Here is a 21,416-nt window from a genome sequence, read left to right on the forward strand (position 1 = left end):
ATCTCCTTAAAACATCAATCCATCTTCTTCTTGTTGTTTTAATATATCATTTCTACTTGCTTTTGGTAAAGGTGATTTATCTGTATAATACCAAGTTTTACCATCAATCACTCTTTTATAAACGCCTTTTGGTATATCAAAAGTTCTCTTAATATTTGGATTTTCTGCTAAATATTTTTGCATAAAATATCTAAATACAGGAGCAGCCGTTCTAGCACCACCTTCATAATATTTCATAGGCTTATTATTATCATTACCATACCAAGTTATTACTTGAATACTAGGCGTAAAACCTACAAACCAAGCATCTATACTTTTATTTGATGTCCCTGTTTTTCCAGCTACTTCAAGTCCTGCAATTCTTGCTGCACCACCAGTTCCGGCTGCGACAACATTTTTCATCATATCAATCATTAAATAAGCTTGTTCAGGTTTTACAAATTCTTCTGCTTCTTTGGTTTTTAACTCAATTTCATTACCAAATTTATCAGTAACTTTTGTAATCAATCTAATAGGTTGTTTTGTTCCATAATTTGAAATAATGCTATAAAGTTCAGCGTAATTATAAGGACTAACACCAAAAGAACCTAATCCTATTGATAAATCTTGTGGAACATTTGTAAAACCAAATTTAGTAATTGTTTGATGAACAAAACTAAGGCTAGTATCAAGTAATAAGTTAATTGTAGCTAGGTTTCTACTTTTTGTAAGTGCTTCTTTAAGAGTGATTAAACCATTAAAATCTTTTCCATAATTTTTAGGCTTCCAAATCATTTTCTTACCCTGTGCATCACGAGTTTCAAATACTCTCGCAATATCAGCAATCTCGCTAGCAGGTGAATAGCCAAGATTTAAAGCTGTAAGATATACAAATGGCTTAAAGCTTGAACCCACTTGACGATTACTCATAGTAGCACGATTAAAATTACTTTTATAATAATCAACCCCACCAACTAAAGCTAAAATATCCCCACTACTAGGCTCTGTAACTATCATAGCTCCATTGATTTGGTTTAAATCTATATCTTTATCTCTTTTGATAAGTTCATCATATCCGAACTTAATAGCTTCTTCAGCTATTTTTTGAGTATTCAAATCAACACTAAGTTCAACTCTATAACCACCTGTTTTAATGTCTTCAATTCCCATAGCTTGTAATTGTCTAATAGCTTCATCTATTACATAAGGAGCTTTATTTTGAGTTAAACTCTCATCATAAACAATCGGTTTTAAAGCTACATTTTGTTTATACTCAGCTTCACTAATCCAGCCTAAATCATACATTCTTTTTAAAACCGCATTAGCTCTTGAAAGCGATAAATCAATTCTTTTTGTAGGATCATATGTGCTAGGAGCTTTTGGTAAGCCAACTAGCATAGCCATTTCTTTAAGGCTAAGTTCGTTTAATTCCTTATGAAAATACCCAGCAGCAGCTGTTTTAATCCCATAATATCCATGCCCTAAAAATATAAAGTTTAAATATCTTTCTAATATTTGTTCTTTTGTTAGATTTTTTTCAATTTCATAACTAATTATTGCTTCATTTATTTTTCTTTTAATACTTTTTTCACTTGTTAAATAATGATTTTTCACAAGTTGTTGAGTAAGAGTTGAAGCACCTTCTGCTAAGCGACCTTTTTGAATATCTTTGATAATTGCTCTAAAAATAGCATCAATATTAATTCCTTCGTGTTCAAAAAAACTCGTATCTTCAATAGCAATTAATGCTTCAATTAGTCTTGGTGGAATTTCTTCAAATCTAGCATAAGCTCTATTTTCGTTAAAAACATTTGCAAGTAAAGTGCCATTTCTATCATAAAATTGAGTTGTAAGGTCTAAATCAAATTCCTTATAATCAATATCTTTATTTTCAACAACATTTAAAAAATATCCTAAAACAACACAGCCTAAAATTCCACAAACAGCTATAAAATAAATAATGTATTTCAAAAAATCTCCTTAAATCATAGTGCTAATGAGTAAAGCAAATAGCACACCAATACAAGAAATCAAAATATTTAACGGGATAAAATAATAAACAATTAAAGCTATTTTTTCATTACAAACCAATAATTTATTTTCTTTTTCTTTCTCACATAAAATAAATTGATAATAAATATATAATAAATTTAAAGTGGCAAAAGCATAAAGCGACCATTGCGTAGATGCTAAAGTATTAAACAATGGGTCAGAACTATTATTAATCATTACATATATAGCACTAAAAGCCATAACAGCCATTAAAACAAAAAACGCATAAAGCTGCTTTTTTAATATCCTTAGTGCTTTTTGTAAATTCTCTTCATCTTCACATAAATAAAAACCAGCATTTGCTCTAATGCCTAAATGAAGACCAATAAAGCAAATACCGGCTAATAAATGTATATAAGGTAAAACTAAGCTATCAAGCCCTAGCATATTACCTTCTTGATTTCATCTTTTGCTAAAGCTAAAGCTTCGTTGATTTTACTAATATCTTTTGCACCAGCAGTAGCAAAATCATCTCTACCGCCGCCATTTCCGCCTAAAAATTGAGCTACAATCTTAGCTAAATTTCCTGCTTTAACGCTAGTATTTTTTGAGCCAACCGCAATGCTTACTTTATCGTCTTTGCAAGCGATTAAAACAATGACAGCTTTATCAAATTTATTTTTAAACTCATCTATACTAGCTTTAATATCAAGCCCGTTATATTCACTAACGCAAACATTAATGCCGTTAATAATCTCACTATTTAAATTATTAGCACCATTTTTTAAAGCGTCTTTTAGTTCTTTTATTTCATTTTTTAAATTCTCAAAACTCTTTAAAATATCATTTGTTTTTAGACTTTTTTTGATATTTTCAAATTCCGCAATCAAATTCCTTGAGTATTCTTTAGCAGCCTTACTTGCTATTGCTTCAATTCTTCTAACACCAGCACTTACTCCGCTTTCTTTTAATATTATAAAATCGCCAATTACTGAAGTATTGCTAACATGAGTTCCACCACAAAGCTCAATACTATCTCCTAAAGTTAATACCCTTACTTTATCGCCATATTTTGTATCAAAAAGCGCCATTGCACCACATTTTTTTGCACTTTCAATATCAGTTATTTGAATATTTGAATTTGTAGCTTTATAAATCATATCATTTACAATATCACTAATTTGCTTTAGCTCATCTTCGTTTAATGCACGGGTAAAATTAAAATCAAATCTAATTCTATTAAAATCTACAAATGAACCTGCTTGAGTTGCATTTTCTCCTAAAACCTTTCTTAACGCATAATGAAGCAAGTGAGTAGCACTATGATGTCTTGCGATTTCTGCTCTTCTTTCGGTATCAATTTTGATTAATAATTCATCATTTACATTAAAATCACCTACAATTTCAACTAAAGCTAAATTAATATCAAAAAATTTCTCAACTTCAAGCACATTTGCAACTAATTTATCATTTTTATAAATACTACCTAAATCGTAATTTTGCCCACCACTTGTTGCATAAAGTGGAGTTTTATCAAACATTAGCCAAGCTTTTTTGCTTTTAATTCCAATTTTAAATTCTTCATCTAAAACAGCTAATAATTTTGCTTTAATTTCAGTATTTTCATATCCAACGAACTCATTTACACCAAATTTATCTAATAATTCTTTAAAATCTCCGTGAGTTGCTTTATCCCCACTACCTTTCCAATTTGCTTTAGCTAATTCTCTTTGCTTAGCCATTAGTTCATTGAATTTGTCTTCATCAATTTTAAGATTTTTTTCTCTTAACATATCAAGAGTTAAATCAAGTGGAAAGCCATAAGTATCATATAATTTAAACGCAACTTCTCCACTAAAAACATTTTTAGTATTTTTAAGCTCTTCATTAAAAATACTCATTCCATTTTCAATAGTATTTAAAAATCTCTCTTCTTCGCTTAATAATTGCTCTTTTACAAAAGATTTTTTCTCATTTAAATATGTATAATGCTCTCCCATTAATTCACAAACAATATCTACTAATTTATACATAAATGCACTTTTAAATCCTAGTAAATATCCGTGTCTTAAAGCTCTTCTTACGATACGGCGTAATACATATCCTCTACCTTCTTTATCAAATGTTACGCCTTGAGCTAGTAAAAATGTAGCTGAACGAATATGATCAGCAATTACTCTAAAGCTTGCTCCACTTTTATATTCATATTTTAGGTTTGCTAAACTTGCGATTTTTTCAATTATTGGCATAAATAATGAGCTATCAAAATTGCTAAATTTTCCTTCTTTAATAGCACTTACACGCTCAAGTCCCATACCTGTATCAATACTAGGTTTTGGTAGTTTTGTCATAGTTCCATCAGGATGTTTTTCAAACTGCATAAAAACTAAATTCCAAATCTCAAGGAATCTATCTCCATCTCCACCCATATAATCTTCATCACTTTTAAAATTTTCTTCACCTTGGTCGTAAAAAATCTCACTACAAGGACCACATGGGCCAGTATCACCCATTTGCCAGAAATTATCTTTATCTCCAAATTTATAAATGCGTTCTTTTGCAATGTGTTTTTGCCACATATTATAAGCTTCATCATCGTTTTCATGAACGGTTACATAAAGCCTATCTTTCGGTAATTTTATAACCTCGGTTACAAATTCCCAAGCATACGCTATAGCTTGTTCTTTAAAATAATCACCAAAAGAGAAATTTCCTAACATTTCAAAAAATGTATGATGTCTTGCAGTATAACCAACATTATCTAAGTCATTGTGCTTTCCACCTGCACGAATACAAGTTTGACAGCTTGTTTTTCTAGGTGGATTTGGGCGTGGCACTTCACCTGTAAAAATACTCTTAAAAGGAACCATTCCTGCATTTGCAAAAAGCAAAGTCGCATCATCAGGCACAAGTGGGCTTGATGGGGTAATTTCATGACCTTTACTAGCAAAAAACTCTAAAAATTCTTTTCTTATATCCATTTTTATATCCTTGAAAATTTTTTAAATCATATCAAAAAGGTTTTAAACTAAAGATAATAAAGCTCTAATTTTTAGAGCTTTAATTTAGTTAGCATATCATCATAAGCTTTTTTTGTTCCTTGTCTTACTGGCTGTATTATTGAGCCTATTATTATAAATACTGAAGCTAGTAAAAATCCTGGTATTATTGAATAAAGTTCAAATATACCTTCTTTTGCAATATTAAAATAATCAATATGCTCCCACAAAATCACTCCTAAAGCACCAAAACTCATACCTAAAATCGCACCTAATCTACTCATATTTTTCCAAAATAAAGAAAAAATTATCACACTACCAAAAGAAGCACCAAAACCAGCCCAAGCATATCCAACAATATCAATAATACTAGTATTTTTATCAGCAGAAATTATAAAAGCAACAATAGCAACAACCAAAACACTAAGTCTTGAAACTCTCATTACTATCTTAGCAGGAGCACCTTTATTAAAAATTTTTCTATAAAAATCTTCTGCTAAAGTTGAGCTAGATACTAATAATTGCGAACTAGCTGTGCTCATAATCGCTGCTAAAATCGCACTTAATAAAATTCCAGAAATCCAAGGATTAAATAATAATTGGCTAGTTACTATAAAAATTCTATCCTTATCTAATAAGTCTATATTAAACTTATATAAATAAGCTATACCAATAAATCCTATTAAAATAGCTCCAATTAAGCTAATTACCATCCAAGAAATACCTACAAAAGTAGCAATTGGAATGTCTTTTGTGCTTTTTATAGATATAAACCTTACTATTATGTGTGGCTGACCAAAATACCCAAGTCCCCAAGCTAAAGAACTAATTATCCCTACTAAAGTTAAATTTTTACTCATAGAAATATAATCTTTTTGACTTTCTTCTCCAAGCTTAATTATTATATTAATAGCTTCGCTAAATCCGCCTATTTCATTAATCATAACCAATGGAACAATAATTAAAGCTCCCATCATCAATAAGCCTTGTATCAAATCAGTCCAACAAACTGCCTTATATCCGCCAACGAAAGTATAAACAACTATTAATATAGTTCCTGTAATTACTGCTTGTTCGTATTTAACTGAAAATAATTCTTCAAAAAGCTTTCCACCAGCTACTAAACCACTAGATATATAAATAGTAAAAAATATTAAAATCACAATAGCACAAATTATTCTTAAGGTATGACTATCATCGCTAAATCTAGTCTCAAAATAATCAGGAATAGTTATACAATCTTTTCTAACATCAGTATAAATTCTAAGCCTTTTAGCAACAAACATCCAATTAATTAAAGCACCAATACTAAGCCCTATTGCTATATAAGTTTTACCTAAGCCATATAATAAAACAGCCCCTGGTAATCCCATAAGAAGCCAACCACTCATATCAGACGCTCCAGCACTAAGTGCTGATACTATAGGACCCATACCTTTATCGCCTATAAAATAATCTTCTGAAGTTTTATTTTTCTTCCAAAAATAAAACCCAATTCCTAGCATTAATACGCTATAGAATACAAAATCTAAAATTATTGGCAAACTAATTTGCACCTTTTCTAATTCATTCATTTTTATCCTTTTATATAGACTAACTTTTAAAACTCTAGCACCTAAATTCCAATAATAATAAAATACTATAAAATAAGATTATTTAATAATTCAAATATTTTATTAATAAATAGATTTATTACTAGCTATAGTTTTTGAGTATTTGCTACTTGTTTATAAATAAAAGCTTTTAAATATCCTATTTTATCACATTCAATATCATTTTAAATAATTTTTATAAATTTATATTTTAAAAAAGCTTATTATAAAGATTACAATAAAGCCTTAAATAATTATGTATTAAATGAAAGCAAATACAATTAGCCTTTTATTTTTTAAGGATAATCAATGTTAGCATTCTGTGATTTAAAATCTCAATATTTAAAATACAAAAACGAAATAGATGAAAGAATTCAAAATATATTAAATAATACAAGTTTTATCGGTGGTAATGAAGTTGCTTTACTTGAAAGTAATCTAGCAAATTATACAAAAGCAAAATACGCATATTCTTGCTCAAACGGAACTACGGCTTTATATGTAGCATTAAAAGCTTTAGGGATTAAAGAAGGTGATGAGATAATTACAACTCCTTTTACTTTCATTGCAAGTTCTGAAATGATAGCTTTAATTAAAGCTAAACCTGTTTTTGTTGATATAAGCGAAGTAGATTATAACCTTGATATAAGCAAAATTGAAAGCCTAATTACACCTAAGACTAAGGCTATTTTGGCAGTTTCAATTTTTGGTCAAATGCCTGATTTAAATTCCATAAAAAATATATGTAAAAAACATAATTTATACTTGATTGAAGATGCGGCTCAAAGCTTTGGTGCAAAAGATGATTTAGGCAATATCTCTTGTAATATTGCTGATATTAGCACGACAAGTTTTTTCCCTTCAAAACCACTTGGATGCTATGGAGATGGTGGGGCTATCTTTACAAATAACGATGAATTAGCAAAAAAAGTAAAATTACTTATAAATCACGGAAGCGAAATAAGGTATAAACACGAAATAATAGGCTTAAATGCAAGACTTGATAGCATACAAGCTGCAGTTTTAAATGTAAAATTAAAATATTTTGATGAAGAAATTGCTAAAAGAAACGAAATTGCTAACATTTATACAAAAAACCTTAAAAACTGCATTACACCTAAGGTAAAATCAGGATATAAGAGTGTTTGGGCTCAATATAGCGTAAGGGTTAAAAATAGAGATTTAGTAGTAAAAAAACTAAGTGAAAACAATATCCCAACCGCAATTCATTATCCAATAGCACTATATTCGCAACCTTGCTTTAAATATTTAGATTATAAAGCAAGTGATTTTAAAGTATGCGAAAATGTAACAAACGAGATTTTATCTTTGCCATTTTCTGCATTTTTAGATACACTAGACCAAGAAAAAATCATTGAAATTTTTAATAAAGGAGAATAAATGAGAAGATTAGATCAAGTAGGTTCATTCTTAAGACCAGCCAAATTAAAAGCTGCAAGAAGTGATTATGCAAACGCAAAAATCAGTAAAGACGAATTAAGAGCTATTGAAGATGAGTGCATAAAAGAACTACTCATTGAGTGTGATAAAAACAATGTTTATTATCTAAGTGATGGAGAATTTAGACGCTCTTGGTGGCATTTAGATTTTTATTGGGGATTTAGTGGAATTAGCAAAATTATTAAAGAAAAAGGCTATGTTTTTAAAGGTATAGAAACAAGAGCTGAAGGTATTAAAATAACTAATAAAATAGAATGTAAAGACCATCCTTTCTTAAAAGATTTTGCAAGTTTAGTAAAAATTGCAAAAGAATTAGGCATTGATACAAATCGCTTAAAATTAACAATTCCTAGCCCATCAATGCTTTTATATATGTTATTTATCCGTGGCGGATTTAATGTAGAATTTGAATACTACGGAAAAGATTATGCAAAATTAAAAGAAGATATTTTAAAAGCCTATGCTGATTTTTATTTAGAATTTGAAAAATTAGGCGGAGTTTATTTACAACTTGATGATGTTAGCTTTGGCTCGTTTTGTGATGAAGATTTTAGAGCAAATCTAATCAAAAATAACTATAACGCCGATGATTGCACTAAAGAATATGTAGAGTATTTAAACAAAAGCCTAGCAACTATGCCAAAAACAATCACAAGTGCAATACATATATGCAGGGGTAATTATAGAAGCCATTTTAGTGCTAGTGGTGGATATAGCAAGGTTGCTAGCGAATTATTTGCAAATCTTAATATAAATAAATTCTTTTTAGAATTTGATGATGATAGGTCAGGAGATTTTGAACCATTAAAATATATTAAAAATCAAATAGTAGTAATTGGACTTTTAACTACTAAAACTAAGGAAAATCCAAGTATTCAAACTCTAATTAAAAGAGCAAAAGAAGCAGCTAATTTCTTAGATACAAAACAAATTGAGTTTAGCACCCAATGTGGTTTTAGCTCTACAGAAGAAGGAAATGAAATTGATATGAATACTCAATGGGAAAAAATCGCACTTTTAAATGAATTAAATAATACTTTAGATAAAGAAGGCTTTTAATGAATATAGCATTAATAGGTCTTGGTGTAATGGGTAAAAACCACTACACCGAACTTTGTAAAAAGGATATAAATTTATATTGCTTTGATTTAATTAAGCCTGATTGGATTGATGATGATAAGTATTTTTCTAATTTAGATGAATTGTTAAAAAATTATATTGATGGAGCGATAATAGTTGTGCCGACTAAATATCATTATGAAGTATTTTCTAAGATTAAAGATAAAATCAATTTTATTCTAATAGAAAAACCATTATCATTTAGCCTTGATGAAGCTTTAGCTATTAAAAATAGTGGAGTGAATGTAGCAGTTGGCTTTTGTGAGAGATTTAACCCTGTAAGTCTTGAGTTTTTAAAACATATCAAAAACGAAGAAATAAAGTATGCAAGTTTTATAAGAGCGTCTAAAAAACCAGCTAGAATTAGTGATGTTGGGGTTGATTTAGACCTTTGTGTGCATGATTTGGATTTAGCAAATTTCTTTGGGATAAAGGCTAGTTTTAAAATAAATCGCACAAATAATCCTTGCACACAAATTAAACTAAATTCTAATAATCTTGATATTTTAGCTTCTTGGGAATTTAATAGCAGGATTAGAAAAGCCTTTATAAATACAAATGTATCAAGCTATGAATTAGACTTTTTAAACTCAAAATTAATTAAAGATGAAACTACAATAACACTTCAAGCTCATTCAAGCTTAGCAAAAGAGCAAGATGAATTTATTAATTATATCAAGACAAATGATTTAGGGCTTTTAGCAAGTGTTGATGATGCTATTTATACTCAAGAAATTCTAAAGAATTTGAATTAAGATATTAAAAATACCGACTTAAAACAAATTAATTAATCAATCCTTTAAAATAATTGCTAGAATAAAGCTTTTATTTAAAGGAGAGTAGATGAACAAGATTTTAGTTTTAGATGGAGTTAGCGATTTAGCTACTAAAATTTTAGAAAAAGATTGCAAAGTAAGTGAATATCCTAAAATTAGCGAAGAAGAATTGCTAAAAATAATTGGTGATTATGATGCAGTTATTTTAAGAAGTGCTACAAAAATTACAGAAAAAGTATTAGAACACGCTCATAGATTAAAAGTAATTGGTAGAGCTGGAGTTGGTGTTGATAATATAGATATAAAAGCAGCTACAAAAAAAGGAGTAATAGTAGTAAATGCGCCAAATGGTAATACAAACGCAGCTACAGAACATACTTTTGCACTAATGTTAAGCCTTGCTAGAATGATACCTAACGCACATGCTAGCGTAGTAAATGGTATTTGGGATAGAAAAAGCTTTTTAGGACTTGAATTAAAAGATAAAACTTTAGGGGTTTTAGGTTTAGGTAGAATTGGTGCTGGCGTTGCTAGTAGAGCACAAGCATTTGGTATGAAAGTAATTGCGTATGATCCATATCTTAGCAACGAAAGAGCTATTCATTTACAAGTTAAAAAATGTGAATTAGATGAAGTTTATGCTGAAGCTGATTTTATTACATTACACCTTCCATTAACAGATGAAACAAAAGAAATGATAAATAAAAATAGCATAGCTAAAATGAAAAAAGGTGTAAGAATTATAAATGCAGCAAGGGGTGAATGTATTAATCTTGATGATTTAACAAATGCTTTAAAAAATGGAGATATTGCAGGGGCTGCTCTTGATGTTTTTGCTAATGAGCCATTAGGAAACCACGAGATTACAACTTTAAAAAATGTGGTTTTAACACCGCATTTAGGTGCATCTACAATAGAAGCTCAAGAAGGAGTTGCAGTTGATGTGGCAATTGCTATTAAAGAAGCGTTAAATGGTCAAATGGTTGCTAGTGCTTTAAATGCTGTGCCAGTTAGCCCTGAAATGCTAAATAAAATTAAGCCTTATTTTAATCTAGTAAAAGCATTAGGATTTATTGCGTGTGAAGTTAGCAATTCAGCAATTAAACAAGTTTTCATTGAATATTCAAATGCCTTTAAAGAGCTTGATACTAGAGCTTTAAGCCAAGTAATGTTATGTGGATTATTAAATTCTATATTGCAAGAAAAAGTAAATATGGTTAATGCACCAATTCTAGCTCAAAATAGAGGAATAAGCTTAATTGAGCAAAAAAGTGATGAAGTAAATAATCAAATAAAAGTAAAAATAGTAAGCGAATTAGGTGAGCACGAAATAAGAGGAGCTTTAATGAGCGATAAGAGTGCTTATGTTAGTGGTATTGATGAATATGATATTAAATTTGAACCAAGTGGAGTATTATTGTTAGTGCCACACGATAATGTGCCTGGTATGATAGGACAAATTGGAACTATTTTAGGCGAAGCAGGAATAAATATTTTAAGTATGCAAGTTAGCAAAACAAATACAAGTGGTGAAAATATAATGGCAATTAGCATTAATAAAAAACCATTAAAAACAGATTATAAAAAACTTTGTGAATTAGCTGGAGTTCATGGAGTTAAGATAATTGATTGCAGTGAGATTTGCGATGATTAATCTAATATTACTTAGACACGGGCAAACTAATTGGAATAAAGAAGGTAGATATCAAGGTCAAATTGATACTGATTTAAGTGATTTAGGCAAGGAACAAGCTAAGAAATTAGCCCTTGCTTTAAAAAATATACACATTGATTTTTTTATAGCAAGTCCTTTAAAAAGAGCTTATGAAACAGCTTGTGAAAGTGCTAAATTTCACAATAAAGAAGTTTTAAAAGATGAAAGATTATTAGAGATAAATCACGGAACTTGGGAAGGTAGATTATCAAGTGAAATAGAACAAGATTTATTAAAAAAATGGAAGCAAATCCCACATTTAGTAAAAATGCCTAATGGAGAAAGCTTAGAAGATATTTTAAATAGAGTAAAACTTGCAATAAACGATTATATTACAAAATATGATGGAAAAACAATTGCAGTTTTCGCTCACGATGCAGTAAATAAGGTAATCATTTCTCATTTATTAAATGCACCACTTAGCTCATTTTGGAACATTACTCAAGATAATACCTGCATTAATGTCCTTGAAATATCTAATGATTTAGCAAAAATAATAACCTTAAATAACACCAATCATTTAGGATATTTATATTCTAAAGAAATTCAATTAGGTTTATAATGCTTATTTAAATTCTTATTTTGATTTTTACAAAATAAGAATTTAAAATCATTGCTTTACTTAGTAATTAATCTTTAAAAATTATATAAATTTATATAATATGAAAACCATAAAATACAGCTTCAATTTGCTTTAAAATATTCTTACAAGATATATTAATCTAAAGCAGAATTTGTTGTAATGTCAATATTATTTAGCATATTATTTTTGCTATTTTACTTATATTTAGGTATTACCCACGCTAGAATAATCATTTTAACCTTGTTTTAAAATCTTATAATAAATATTATCTATTTAAATTTTAAAAGTAAAAAATTTTATAAAGCTATTTTTTATTTTATTACCAAATAACATATAAAATATTTATATGAAAAATAAAGAATTTAAATTAGGATAAAAGATGAATTTTAGACATATGCAACTATTTTTAAAAGTAGCAAAATTGCAAAGCTTTACAAAGGCTGCAAATGAGCTTAAAATACCGCAACCATCATTATCTCAAAGTATTTTTGCATTAGAAAATGAGCTAAAAACCACGCTTTTTAATAGAAGCACAAATCCAATATCTTTAACCGAAGCAGGAGAAATATATTTAAAAAAAGCAAATCTAATAAAAGATATGATAGCAGAGCTTGATACTGAAATTTCAGCACTAAACAATGCCAAAACTGGCAAAATTCGTATAGCATTCTTACAAAATGGCTATAATATGATTCCAAATCTCTTGCCACAATTTTGCAAGCGTTTTAGTGATGCTGATATTAAAATTTCTCAAATCTTTTCAACGCTTAAAATCAAACAAATGATTTATGATGATGAAATTGACCTTGGAATGCTAGTGTTACCACTTGATATAAAATATTTAAAATATGAAATAATAAAAAGCAGCAATGTTTTTCTAGCACTGCCATCTTTACACGAATTATCTTTAAAATATAAAAATAAAGAATTGCCAGAAATATCAATCAAAGAACTAAAAAATGAGAAATTTATTCTGCCAAAATCTTCTCAAAGAAGTAGATTAGATATTGATTTAATGTTTAAAAACAATGAATTTATTCCTAAAATTTTATGCGAAACTGAGACTTTTGATATTGCAAATTCAATAGTAGCAAGCGGTGTTGGTGCTACTTTTACTATTAGAGAATTAATAAAAGATGATAAAAAAGATAAAATAAAATTATTTAATATAAAAGATAATAATTTAATTAAAACATTAGTTATAGCTTATAAAAAAGATAAAAAACTCTCACATTTAGAGCTTGAGTTTATAAAAATGGCAAAAGAATTAGGGGCTTAGCCCCTAAAATTATGCTAATTTTGTAGCATCAATTATATTTAAATCAAGTCCTAATTGTTCGTTGCTAAGACCAAGTGCTAATCCTACTAATTGAGAAAGATGAATTATTGGCTTTCTAATTTCAGAACCCATTGCATCTTGATAGCGTTCTTGGTAAATATCAAGCTGCATTTGGCAAAGCGGACAAGGTGTAACAACGCAATCAGCACCATTTTTATCAGCACTACCAACAATTTGAGATGACATTTTTTGCACCGATTTTACTGCTGGATAACTAGCGTGAAAACCACAGCAATCTAAGCGTTTTTCAAATGGAACTATTGTCGCACCAAGCGCACTAACTACAGCTTCAAAGCTTTTTGGATTAGTTGAACTTTCTTTTGCGTTATATGATTTTTCAGGGCGAATACTATGACAACCATAAAATAAAGCTACTTTTAGATTTGAAAGTGGCTTAACAACTTTTGATTTTAAGGTATCTAAATTCTCATACAAAATCCATAAAAGGCTTGTTATTTCATTATTTCCTTGATATTTCATATTACCTTTTGCTAAATATTCATTTATGCGGTCTTTTGCACCTTTATCTAAAGCAGTTTTTGCACGAGTTAAAGTTAGCATACAAGTGCTACAGGTTGTTAGCATTGGCATATTCATATTCTCAGCTAATGCTATATTTCTAGCATTTGCTACAAGTGCTGCTATTGGGTCTACATCTTGTGCTTGAGATGCACCACAGCAACTCCAACCCTTAATCTCGTGTAAAGTTATACCTAGTATTGGAGCTATTGCTTCTAATGACATTTTTGATTCTTTAGCTGCTTGACTTAAAACACAGCCAGGGAAAAAAGCGAAATCTTTTTGTTGCATAACTTACTCCTTATTAGCAGCTCTAGCTGCTTCAATCATTTTTACTAAATCTTCATGACCTTCAATTTCTTCATCACCAAAAATATGTAATGGATTCATCTTACCTGCTTTCATTAGATTGTACGCAATATCTATTTTTGTAGTATTTGCTAAAACACCTTCAGAGCGAAGTGCTAAATAAATCTCATTTAATCTACCTGTATCTTCTAAGTCTTTTAAGAATGCTTCTGCGTGAGCTGGTCCTGTGCCATCTTTTAAACCTTTTTTCATAGCCATTACTCTTAGCATTGCTATATCATCAGCAGCACTAATTCCTTTAGGACAGCGGTCAGCACACTCTTGACAATGAACGCACATCCAAAGACCATTTGCAATAGATGGTTTTAAGTGTTTTAAAGCATCTTTTGAGCGTGAATCATAAGCAGCACGAAATGCGTGAGTAAATACAAATGGTTCCATATAATCACTTGAATCAGCTTCAAGTTTATTACATTCACTAGCACAACAACCACATAAAATACAATCCCATTGTTTTTTAATAGCATCAACTTCAGCTTGAGTTTGCACGCAACCTTTTTTATCAGAAAATGCTTCTTTTGGTGTTATAGTTGGTTTTATTTTTCTTAAATTCTCAATACTTGGCTCCCAATCTACAACTAAATCCGAAAGAACTTTAAAATTTGCCAAAGGAGAGATTTTTAAGCTTTCAGGATTGTCATATTCTATTAATAAATCATCCATTTTAGTATCACAAGCAAGGTATGAATGCCCATTCACACGCACACCACAAGCACCACAAATCGCCATACGACAAGCCGAAGTAAAATTTAGTGAAATATCTTGAGTGCGTTTTATATGTTGTAATAAGGCTAAAAGCGTTTTTCCCTTTACTTCATCTATACTTAAATCATATGCTTGAACAAATTTATCAACTCCATTAAAGCGGTCAATTAAAATTTTCATTAGTATTTCCTTTCTTCAGGTTTAAATTCTGTAATAACTACATCTTTATAACTAAGGCTTAATTTGTCATCTTTTAAAGTAACAAGGCTATGTTTTAAGAAATTCTCATCATCTCTTGTTGGATAATCTTCTCTAGTATGAGCCCCACGGCTTTCTTTTCTGTTTAATGCACCAAGACAAGCACATCTTGCTAAAAGAATGAGATTTCCAAATTCTAAATACTCAATTAAAGCGGTGTTATAGAACATATTTGGATTTGAGATTTTAAGATTATTATATTTAGCCCAAATCTCATCTAGGATTTTTATATGTTTTTCAAGCTTTTCTCCTGTTCTATAAATTCCCATATTATCCCAGTTGTATTGTCCAAATTCTTCTCTTAAATCATAAAGCTCGTTAGGTTTTGAATTGCCACTTGTTATATCTTTTAGCTTAATTCTCCATTTTTGAGCTAATTCTTCAGCGTGTTTGCCAGAGCCATAATTTTGTCTTTTACTTGCATACTCACCTGCACCCTCACCTGCAAGTTTACCTGTAACTGCCGCATCAGCTAAGCTATTTCCACCTAGACGATTTGCTCCGTGAATTGAAGCACAACTTGTCTCACCTGCAGCAAAAAGTCCTGCTAAATGAGTACTCATATCATCAAATTTTGCAATTTCTATACCACCCATTGAATAGTGTGCTGTTGGACGAATTTTAATTGGTTCTTTTACTAAATCTATACCTTCAAATAAAAGTCCAATATGACGAATTTGTGGTAATTCATTCATAATTTGTTCTTCACCTAAATGTGTAACATCTAAAAGAACATAAGAACCCATTCCTTCTCCAAATCCATTACCTAAACGAATTTCACTTTCAATTGAACGAGAAACAATATCTCTTGGAGCAAGCTCAAGGCGATTTGAGTATTTACTCATAAAGCGTTCGCCTTTATTATTAATTAATTTTCCACCAAGACCTCTTGCCGCTTCAGTAATTAATGCACCACCATTTCTAACTCCTGTTGGGTGAAATTGAAGCATTTCAGGGTCTTTAAACGCAAGTCCAGCTCTAAGTGCTGCAGCAATTCCATCTCCACTAGCATTAAATGGGGTTGAAGTGCGGTTATAGAACACACGAGTATAACCACCTGTTGCTAGAACTACTGATTTTGCTAATACAGGCACTACATCTCCTGTTTGCATATTTAAAAGAACTACACCTTCGCACTCATTATTATCAATCGCAATATCAAGTAAGTAATGGTCAAGCAAGAAATTAACACCATTTGTAATGGCTTCATCAAGACAGGTGTGCATCATAATAGAGCCTGTTTTATCGGCTGCATAATTACAGCGTTCATATTTTGCACCACCAGCAAAACGCCTTGCAACCGTTTTATCTTTTTGTCTATTAAAAGGCATTCCTGCATAATCAAGTTCGTGAATTGCTTCGGTAGCCTTTTGTGCAAATTTAATAATTACATCTTGATCGCCTAAAAAATCACTACCTTTAACAGTATCATATGCGTGTAATTTGTTTGAGTCACCATTTTCAAAATCAATCACACCATTAATCCCACCTTCAGCCATACAGGTTGCATTTCGTGATGGCATACCTTTATTAACTACTACAACATTTAAATTTGGATGATTTTTTCTAACCGCAACAGCAGCTCTAAGACCAGCACCACCAGAGCCGATAACTAAAACATCTACGCTTGGTAGTGAGGTATTTTTACCACTTTTTTTAAGCTCACTTGCCATAATTGATACAGGGCTTGTGCTAGCTGCTACTGCACCAACACCAATAGTAGCTGATTTTATGAAATCTCGCCTATTGAATTTTTCTTCATTCATATAAAACTCCTTTAAATAAGAATTTTGGTATTAATCTTTATTTTTTTCTTAAAATAAAAAATTAATAGCAAAATATTATTCTAAATTACATTATAAGTCAAATATTATTTTTTTTATAATCTCATAAGATAAAAATTATAATATATAAAAAATCACGATTTTATGGTATTTTGAATTAGAGAATTTGTAATAAAATTAATATAAAAAATAAAATATCATCAATATTTATTAGTAATAAACTTATAAAAAGTTTCTTTTTTAGTATTTTAATAATTAATAATTTTTCAAATTGCTTATAAATCTATAGTATAAATTTACTAATATTTTAAATATTTAATTTGCCTTTATTTACGCTAATTTTGAATATATACTATTAAGCTTTAAATAGGCAAATTAACACCATTTAAGTAATTACTTTAATTTATAATAATTAGATGATATTTTTATATATTCTTAAAAAATAATTTTAATTTTTGAGTATAAAACTATGAAAGTATTTTAATGCTTTTATAAGCGTCAATAATGTTTTTTATCTCTTCATAAAACAATTAATATGATTAATAATTCACTAGTTATTAAAAAATTATATTAGTGTTTTAAATTCTATTTGAGTAATAAAATAATCAAGCCCTAAAAAGAGCTTGAGATTATTCAGAAACGCTATAATCAGCTGCTGCTAAACGCTTTAATTGTCTATAGCGTCTTTGCGCATCTGCTTTGTTGCGAGCATATAGTTCTGCTGCTTCTTTTGGATTTCCTTTTTTTAGTGAGTTATAACGAACTTCTGCCATTAAGAACTCTTCATATAAATTCCAATCAGGTTCTTTTGAAGCAATTTTTAATGGATTTTTACCCTCTGCTTCTAATCTTGGATCAAATGTGTAAATTGGCCAATAACCACACTTAGTTGCGATTTCTGCGTGATCACCACTAGCACCCATTCCACCTTTAATTCCGTGAGCTATACAAGGGCTATAGCAAATGATTAAGCTTGGTCCATCGTAAGCTTCTGCTGCGATTAGTGCTTTAATAAAATGAGCATAATTTGCATTTGAATTTACTTGAGCTACGAAAATATTTCCATAAGTCATAGCAATTTGTCCTAAGTCTTTTTTCTGACTTGGCTTACCACTTGCAGCAAATTGCGCTACTGCACCTGTTCTAGTTGATTTTGAAGCTTGTCCGCCTGTATTTGAATAAACTTCAGTATCCATTACTAATACATTCACATCTTCTCCACTAGCTAAAACATGGTCAAGCCCACCATAACCAATATCATAAGCCCAGCCATCACCACCAAAAATCCATTGAGATTTTTTAGCTACATAGCTTTTTAGACCTAAAATTTCTTTAGCACCTTCAAGCTCTGCGTGTTGTTCTAATAATGGAATTAGTCTATCTCTAACATCTGCTGTTATATCAGCATTTTTCTTATTAGCCAACCATTCGCCATAAAGAGCTGCAATTGCATTTGGAGCTTTATCTTTTGTATTAATCATAATATCTTCAATTCTATGGCGAATTGTCTCGGTAGCAACTCTCATACCCATACCAAACTCAGCATTATCTTCAAATAATGAGTTACCCCAAGCAGGTCCAAAACCTTTATCATTTTTGCGATATGGAGTAGAAGGTGCTGAACCACCATAAATTGAGCTACAACCTGTTGCGTTCGCAATCATCATTCTCTCACCAAACATTCTAGTAACTAATGTAATATATGGAGTTTCACCACAACCTGGACATGCTCCGTGGAATTCAAATAATGGTTGTGCAAATTGAGCACCTTTTGTAGTATCTTTTGCTATAAAATTATCTTTATAAGTAACTTTATGGAATAAGTAATCAGCATTATCTTGTTCGCCTTTTTCTAGCTCTTCTTCAAGTGGAACCATAACAAGTGATTTTTCTTTACTTGGACATTCAGTTACACATAACTCGCAACCTGTACAATCTAATGTTGAAACTTGAATTTTAAATTTAAGACTTTCGCCTTTTACACCTTTAGCATCAATTGAATGCTCTTTCACGCCTACTGGAGCATTTGCCATTTCTTCATCATTAATTAAGAATGGGCGTATTACTGCATGTGGGCAAACTGATGCACATTGGTTACATTGAATACAATTTGCTTCAATCCATTTAGGAACCATAACACCAACACCACGCTTTTCATATTGTGTAGTTCCATGCTCAAAACTACCATCTTCATACCCAATAAATGCTGACACTGGTAAATCATCACCTTTTGCAGCGTTCATAGGTTTAACTATATTTTCAACAAAAGCAGTTCCTATGTATTTATCATCAGCTTTTTTCTCATCTATTACTAAATTAGCCCAAGCTGGATCAACAGTAACTTTTACTAAACCTTGTGCTCCAATATCAATAGCTTTATAGTTCATCTCAACTACTGCTTCGCCCTTTTTAACATAGCTTTTATATGCAAATTCTTTCATATATTTTTGAGCATCTTCATAATCAATAATTTTTGCTAATTTAAAGAATGCACTTTGCATAATTGTATTTGTTCTATTACCTAGTCCTATGTCACGAGCAAGTTTTGTAGCATTTATGATATAAAAATTCACATTTTTTTCAGCTAGAACTTTTTTAACTTTATTAGGAATTTTTTCAATTGTAGTTTGTTCGTCCCAAATTGAGTTTAATAAGAAAGTTCCATTTTCTCTAATACCTGCTAAAACATCATAAATGTCTAAATATGCAGCAACACTACAAGCAATAAAATGTGGGGTACTTACTAAATAAGTTGAAGTTATTGGCTTTTTAGAAAATCTTAAATGGCTTCTTGTATATCCACCTGATTTTTTACTATCATAAGCAAAATATGCTTGTGCATATAAATCAGTTTTATCCCCAATAATTTTAATTGAGTTTTTATTTGCACCTACCGTTCCATCAGCGCCAAGTCCGTAGAATAAACATTCAGTTGTGCTTTCATCTCCTAATGAAATCTTTTTGCCTAGTGGTAATGAAAGATGAGTTACATCATCATTAATTCCAATTGTAAAATTATTTTTTGGTTTTTCTTGATTTAAATTCTCATATACTGCAAGTAATTGTGCAGGGTCAACATCTTTTGAACTAAGACCATATCTACCACCTACAATTAAAGGCGCATTTTCTTTATCATAATATGCAGCTTTTATATCAAGATATAAAGGCTCACCTATACTACCTGGTTCTTTTGTTCTGTCTAAAACTGCAATCTTTTTAACTGATTTTGGCATTTCTTCAAAGAAATATTTTAAGCTAAATGGTCTATATAAATGAACCATCATAACACCAACTTTTTCGCCTTTTTTGTTTAGATAATCAACCACTTCAGTTAAAGCTTCATTTACACTACCCATAGCAACAATTACACGAGTAGCATCAGCAGTACCATAATATACAAATGGTTTATAAGTTCTACCTGTAACTTTTGAAATCTCTTTCATATAATCAGCTACTACATCAGGTAAAGCATCATAAAATTTATTAGCTAACTCACGAGTTTGAAAATATATATCATCGTTTTGCGCAGTTCCACGAGTTTTTGGATGTTCAGGATTTAAACAGGTATCACGGAATGCTTGAACTGCATCCATATCAATTAATCTTTTAAATACTTCATAGTCCATTACTTCAATTTTTTGAATTTCATGAGATGTTCTAAATCCATCAAAGAAATGCATAAATGGAACTCTTCCTTTAATAGCACTAAGATGAGCAACACCAGCTAAATCCATAGCTTGCTGAACGCTATTTGAGCATAGCATTGCAAAACCTGTTTGACGAGCTGCGTAAATATCTTGATGATCACCAAAAATTGATAAAGCTTGAGCAGCAATTGCACGAGCAGCAACATGTATAACACCAGGAAGCATTTGACCTGCGATTTTATACATATTTGGGATTTTAAGTAATAAACCTTGAGAAGCTGTATAAGTTGTAGTTAATGCACCAGCTTGTAACGAACCATGAACGCTACCAGCAGCACCTGCTTCACTTTGCATTTCAACAATTTTTACAGGCATTCCAAAAATATTTTTCTTTCCTTGAGAAGCCCAAATATCTGTATAATCAGCCATAGGTGAACTTGGAGTAATAGGATAAATTCCTGCCACTTCTGTGAACGCATAGGCAGCATATGCAGCGGCTTCGTTACCATCCATTGTTTTCATAACTTTTGCCATAATTTTTTCCTTTTTTATAGAATTTGTGTTTCAATTTTACTCAAAG

Annotated in this window: 14 protein-coding genes; 6 read left to right on the forward strand and 8 right to left on the reverse strand. The window is 30.3% G+C overall.

Annotation, left to right across the window (positions count from 1 at the left end; translation table 11 throughout):
* Window positions 1–6: 6 nt before the first annotated feature.
* From AVBRAN9333_RS02925 to putP, 4 genes are all read right to left on the reverse strand, one after another.
* The gene (locus AVBRAN9333_RS02925; protein WP_442862221.1) at window positions 7–1,950 is read right to left on the reverse strand and encodes a transglycosylase domain-containing protein; all 1,944 of its coding nucleotides are present in this window, start codon (window positions 1,948–1,950) and stop codon (window positions 7–9) included.
* Window positions 1,951–1,959: 9 nt separating this feature from the next.
* Entirely contained in the window at window positions 1,960–2,418 is a 459-nt protein-coding gene (locus AVBRAN9333_RS02930; protein WP_214117112.1) for a hypothetical protein, read from the reverse strand.
* Entirely contained in the window at window positions 2,412–4,952 is a 2,541-nt protein-coding gene (gene alaS / locus AVBRAN9333_RS02935) for an alanine--tRNA ligase (RefSeq protein WP_336609403.1), read from the reverse strand. Before alaS ends, AVBRAN9333_RS02930 begins: the two co-directional genes overlap by 7 nt.
* 71 nt (window positions 4,953–5,023) lie before the next feature.
* A complete protein-coding gene (gene putP / locus AVBRAN9333_RS02940) occupies window positions 5,024–6,544 on the reverse strand; it encodes a sodium/proline symporter PutP (protein WP_214119815.1) in 1,521 nt (506 codons plus the stop codon).
* Between the two features lie 327 nt (window positions 6,545–6,871).
* Between putP and AVBRAN9333_RS02945 the strand changes: the two genes are divergently transcribed.
* The 6 genes from AVBRAN9333_RS02945 to AVBRAN9333_RS02970 all read left to right on the forward strand — a co-directional run bounded on the left by AVBRAN9333_RS02945 (window position 6,872) and on the right by AVBRAN9333_RS02970 (window position 13,494).
* The gene (locus AVBRAN9333_RS02945; protein ID WP_336609404.1) at window positions 6,872–7,963 is read left to right on the forward strand and encodes a DegT/DnrJ/EryC1/StrS family aminotransferase; all 1,092 of its coding nucleotides are present in this window, start codon (window positions 6,872–6,874) and stop codon (window positions 7,961–7,963) included.
* Complete coding sequence (locus AVBRAN9333_RS02950) at window positions 7,964–9,082, forward strand: 5-methyltetrahydropteroyltriglutamate--homocysteine S-methyltransferase (protein WP_336608818.1); 1,119 nt, start codon at window positions 7,964–7,966, stop codon at window positions 9,080–9,082.
* The gene (locus AVBRAN9333_RS02955; RefSeq protein ID WP_214117128.1) at window positions 9,082–9,897 is read left to right on the forward strand and encodes a Gfo/Idh/MocA family protein; all 816 of its coding nucleotides are present in this window, start codon (window positions 9,082–9,084) and stop codon (window positions 9,895–9,897) included. Before AVBRAN9333_RS02950 ends, AVBRAN9333_RS02955 begins: the two co-directional genes overlap by 1 nt.
* Window positions 9,898–9,985: 88 nt before the next feature.
* Window positions 9,986–11,572 (forward strand): phosphoglycerate dehydrogenase, encoded by a 1,587-nt coding sequence (gene serA / locus AVBRAN9333_RS02960; protein WP_336609405.1) that lies wholly within the window; start codon window positions 9,986–9,988, stop codon window positions 11,570–11,572.
* A complete protein-coding gene (locus AVBRAN9333_RS02965) occupies window positions 11,553–12,194 on the forward strand; it encodes a histidine phosphatase family protein (protein WP_336609406.1) in 642 nt (213 codons plus the stop codon). The genes serA and AVBRAN9333_RS02965 overlap by 20 nt, the downstream gene beginning before the upstream one ends.
* Window positions 12,195–12,594: 400 nt before the next feature.
* Entirely contained in the window at window positions 12,595–13,494 is a 900-nt protein-coding gene (locus AVBRAN9333_RS02970; protein ID WP_336609407.1) for a LysR family transcriptional regulator, read from the forward strand.
* 9 nt (window positions 13,495–13,503) lie between these two features.
* Here AVBRAN9333_RS02970 and sdhE read toward each other — a convergent pair whose 3' ends face one another.
* The 4 genes from sdhE to nifJ form a co-directional block, all read right to left on the reverse strand.
* Window positions 13,504–14,364: an 8-methylmenaquinol:fumarate reductase membrane anchor subunit gene (gene sdhE / locus AVBRAN9333_RS02975; protein ID WP_214142701.1), complete on the reverse strand. Its 861-nt coding sequence runs from the start codon at window positions 14,362–14,364 to the stop codon at window positions 13,504–13,506.
* A gap of 3 nt (window positions 14,365–14,367) precedes the next feature.
* Entirely contained in the window at window positions 14,368–15,327 is a 960-nt protein-coding gene (gene sdhB, locus AVBRAN9333_RS02980) for an 8-methylmenaquinol:fumarate reductase iron-sulfur subunit (protein ID WP_336609408.1), read from the reverse strand.
* On the reverse strand, window positions 15,327–17,171 hold the full coding sequence (gene sdhA / locus AVBRAN9333_RS02985) for an 8-methylmenaquinol:fumarate reductase flavoprotein subunit (protein WP_336607074.1): 1,845 nt from the start codon (window positions 17,169–17,171) through the stop codon (window positions 15,327–15,329). The genes sdhB and sdhA overlap by 1 nt, the downstream gene beginning before the upstream one ends.
* 647 nt (window positions 17,172–17,818) lie before the next feature.
* A complete protein-coding gene (nifJ, locus tag AVBRAN9333_RS02990) occupies window positions 17,819–21,370 on the reverse strand; it encodes a pyruvate:ferredoxin (flavodoxin) oxidoreductase (RefSeq protein WP_336609409.1) in 3,552 nt (1,183 codons plus the stop codon).
* Window positions 21,371–21,416 lie beyond the last annotated feature (46 nt).

The organism is Campylobacter sp. RM9333, assembly GCF_020137705.1.
Lineage (GTDB): Bacteria > Campylobacterota > Campylobacteria > Campylobacterales > Campylobacteraceae > Campylobacter_E.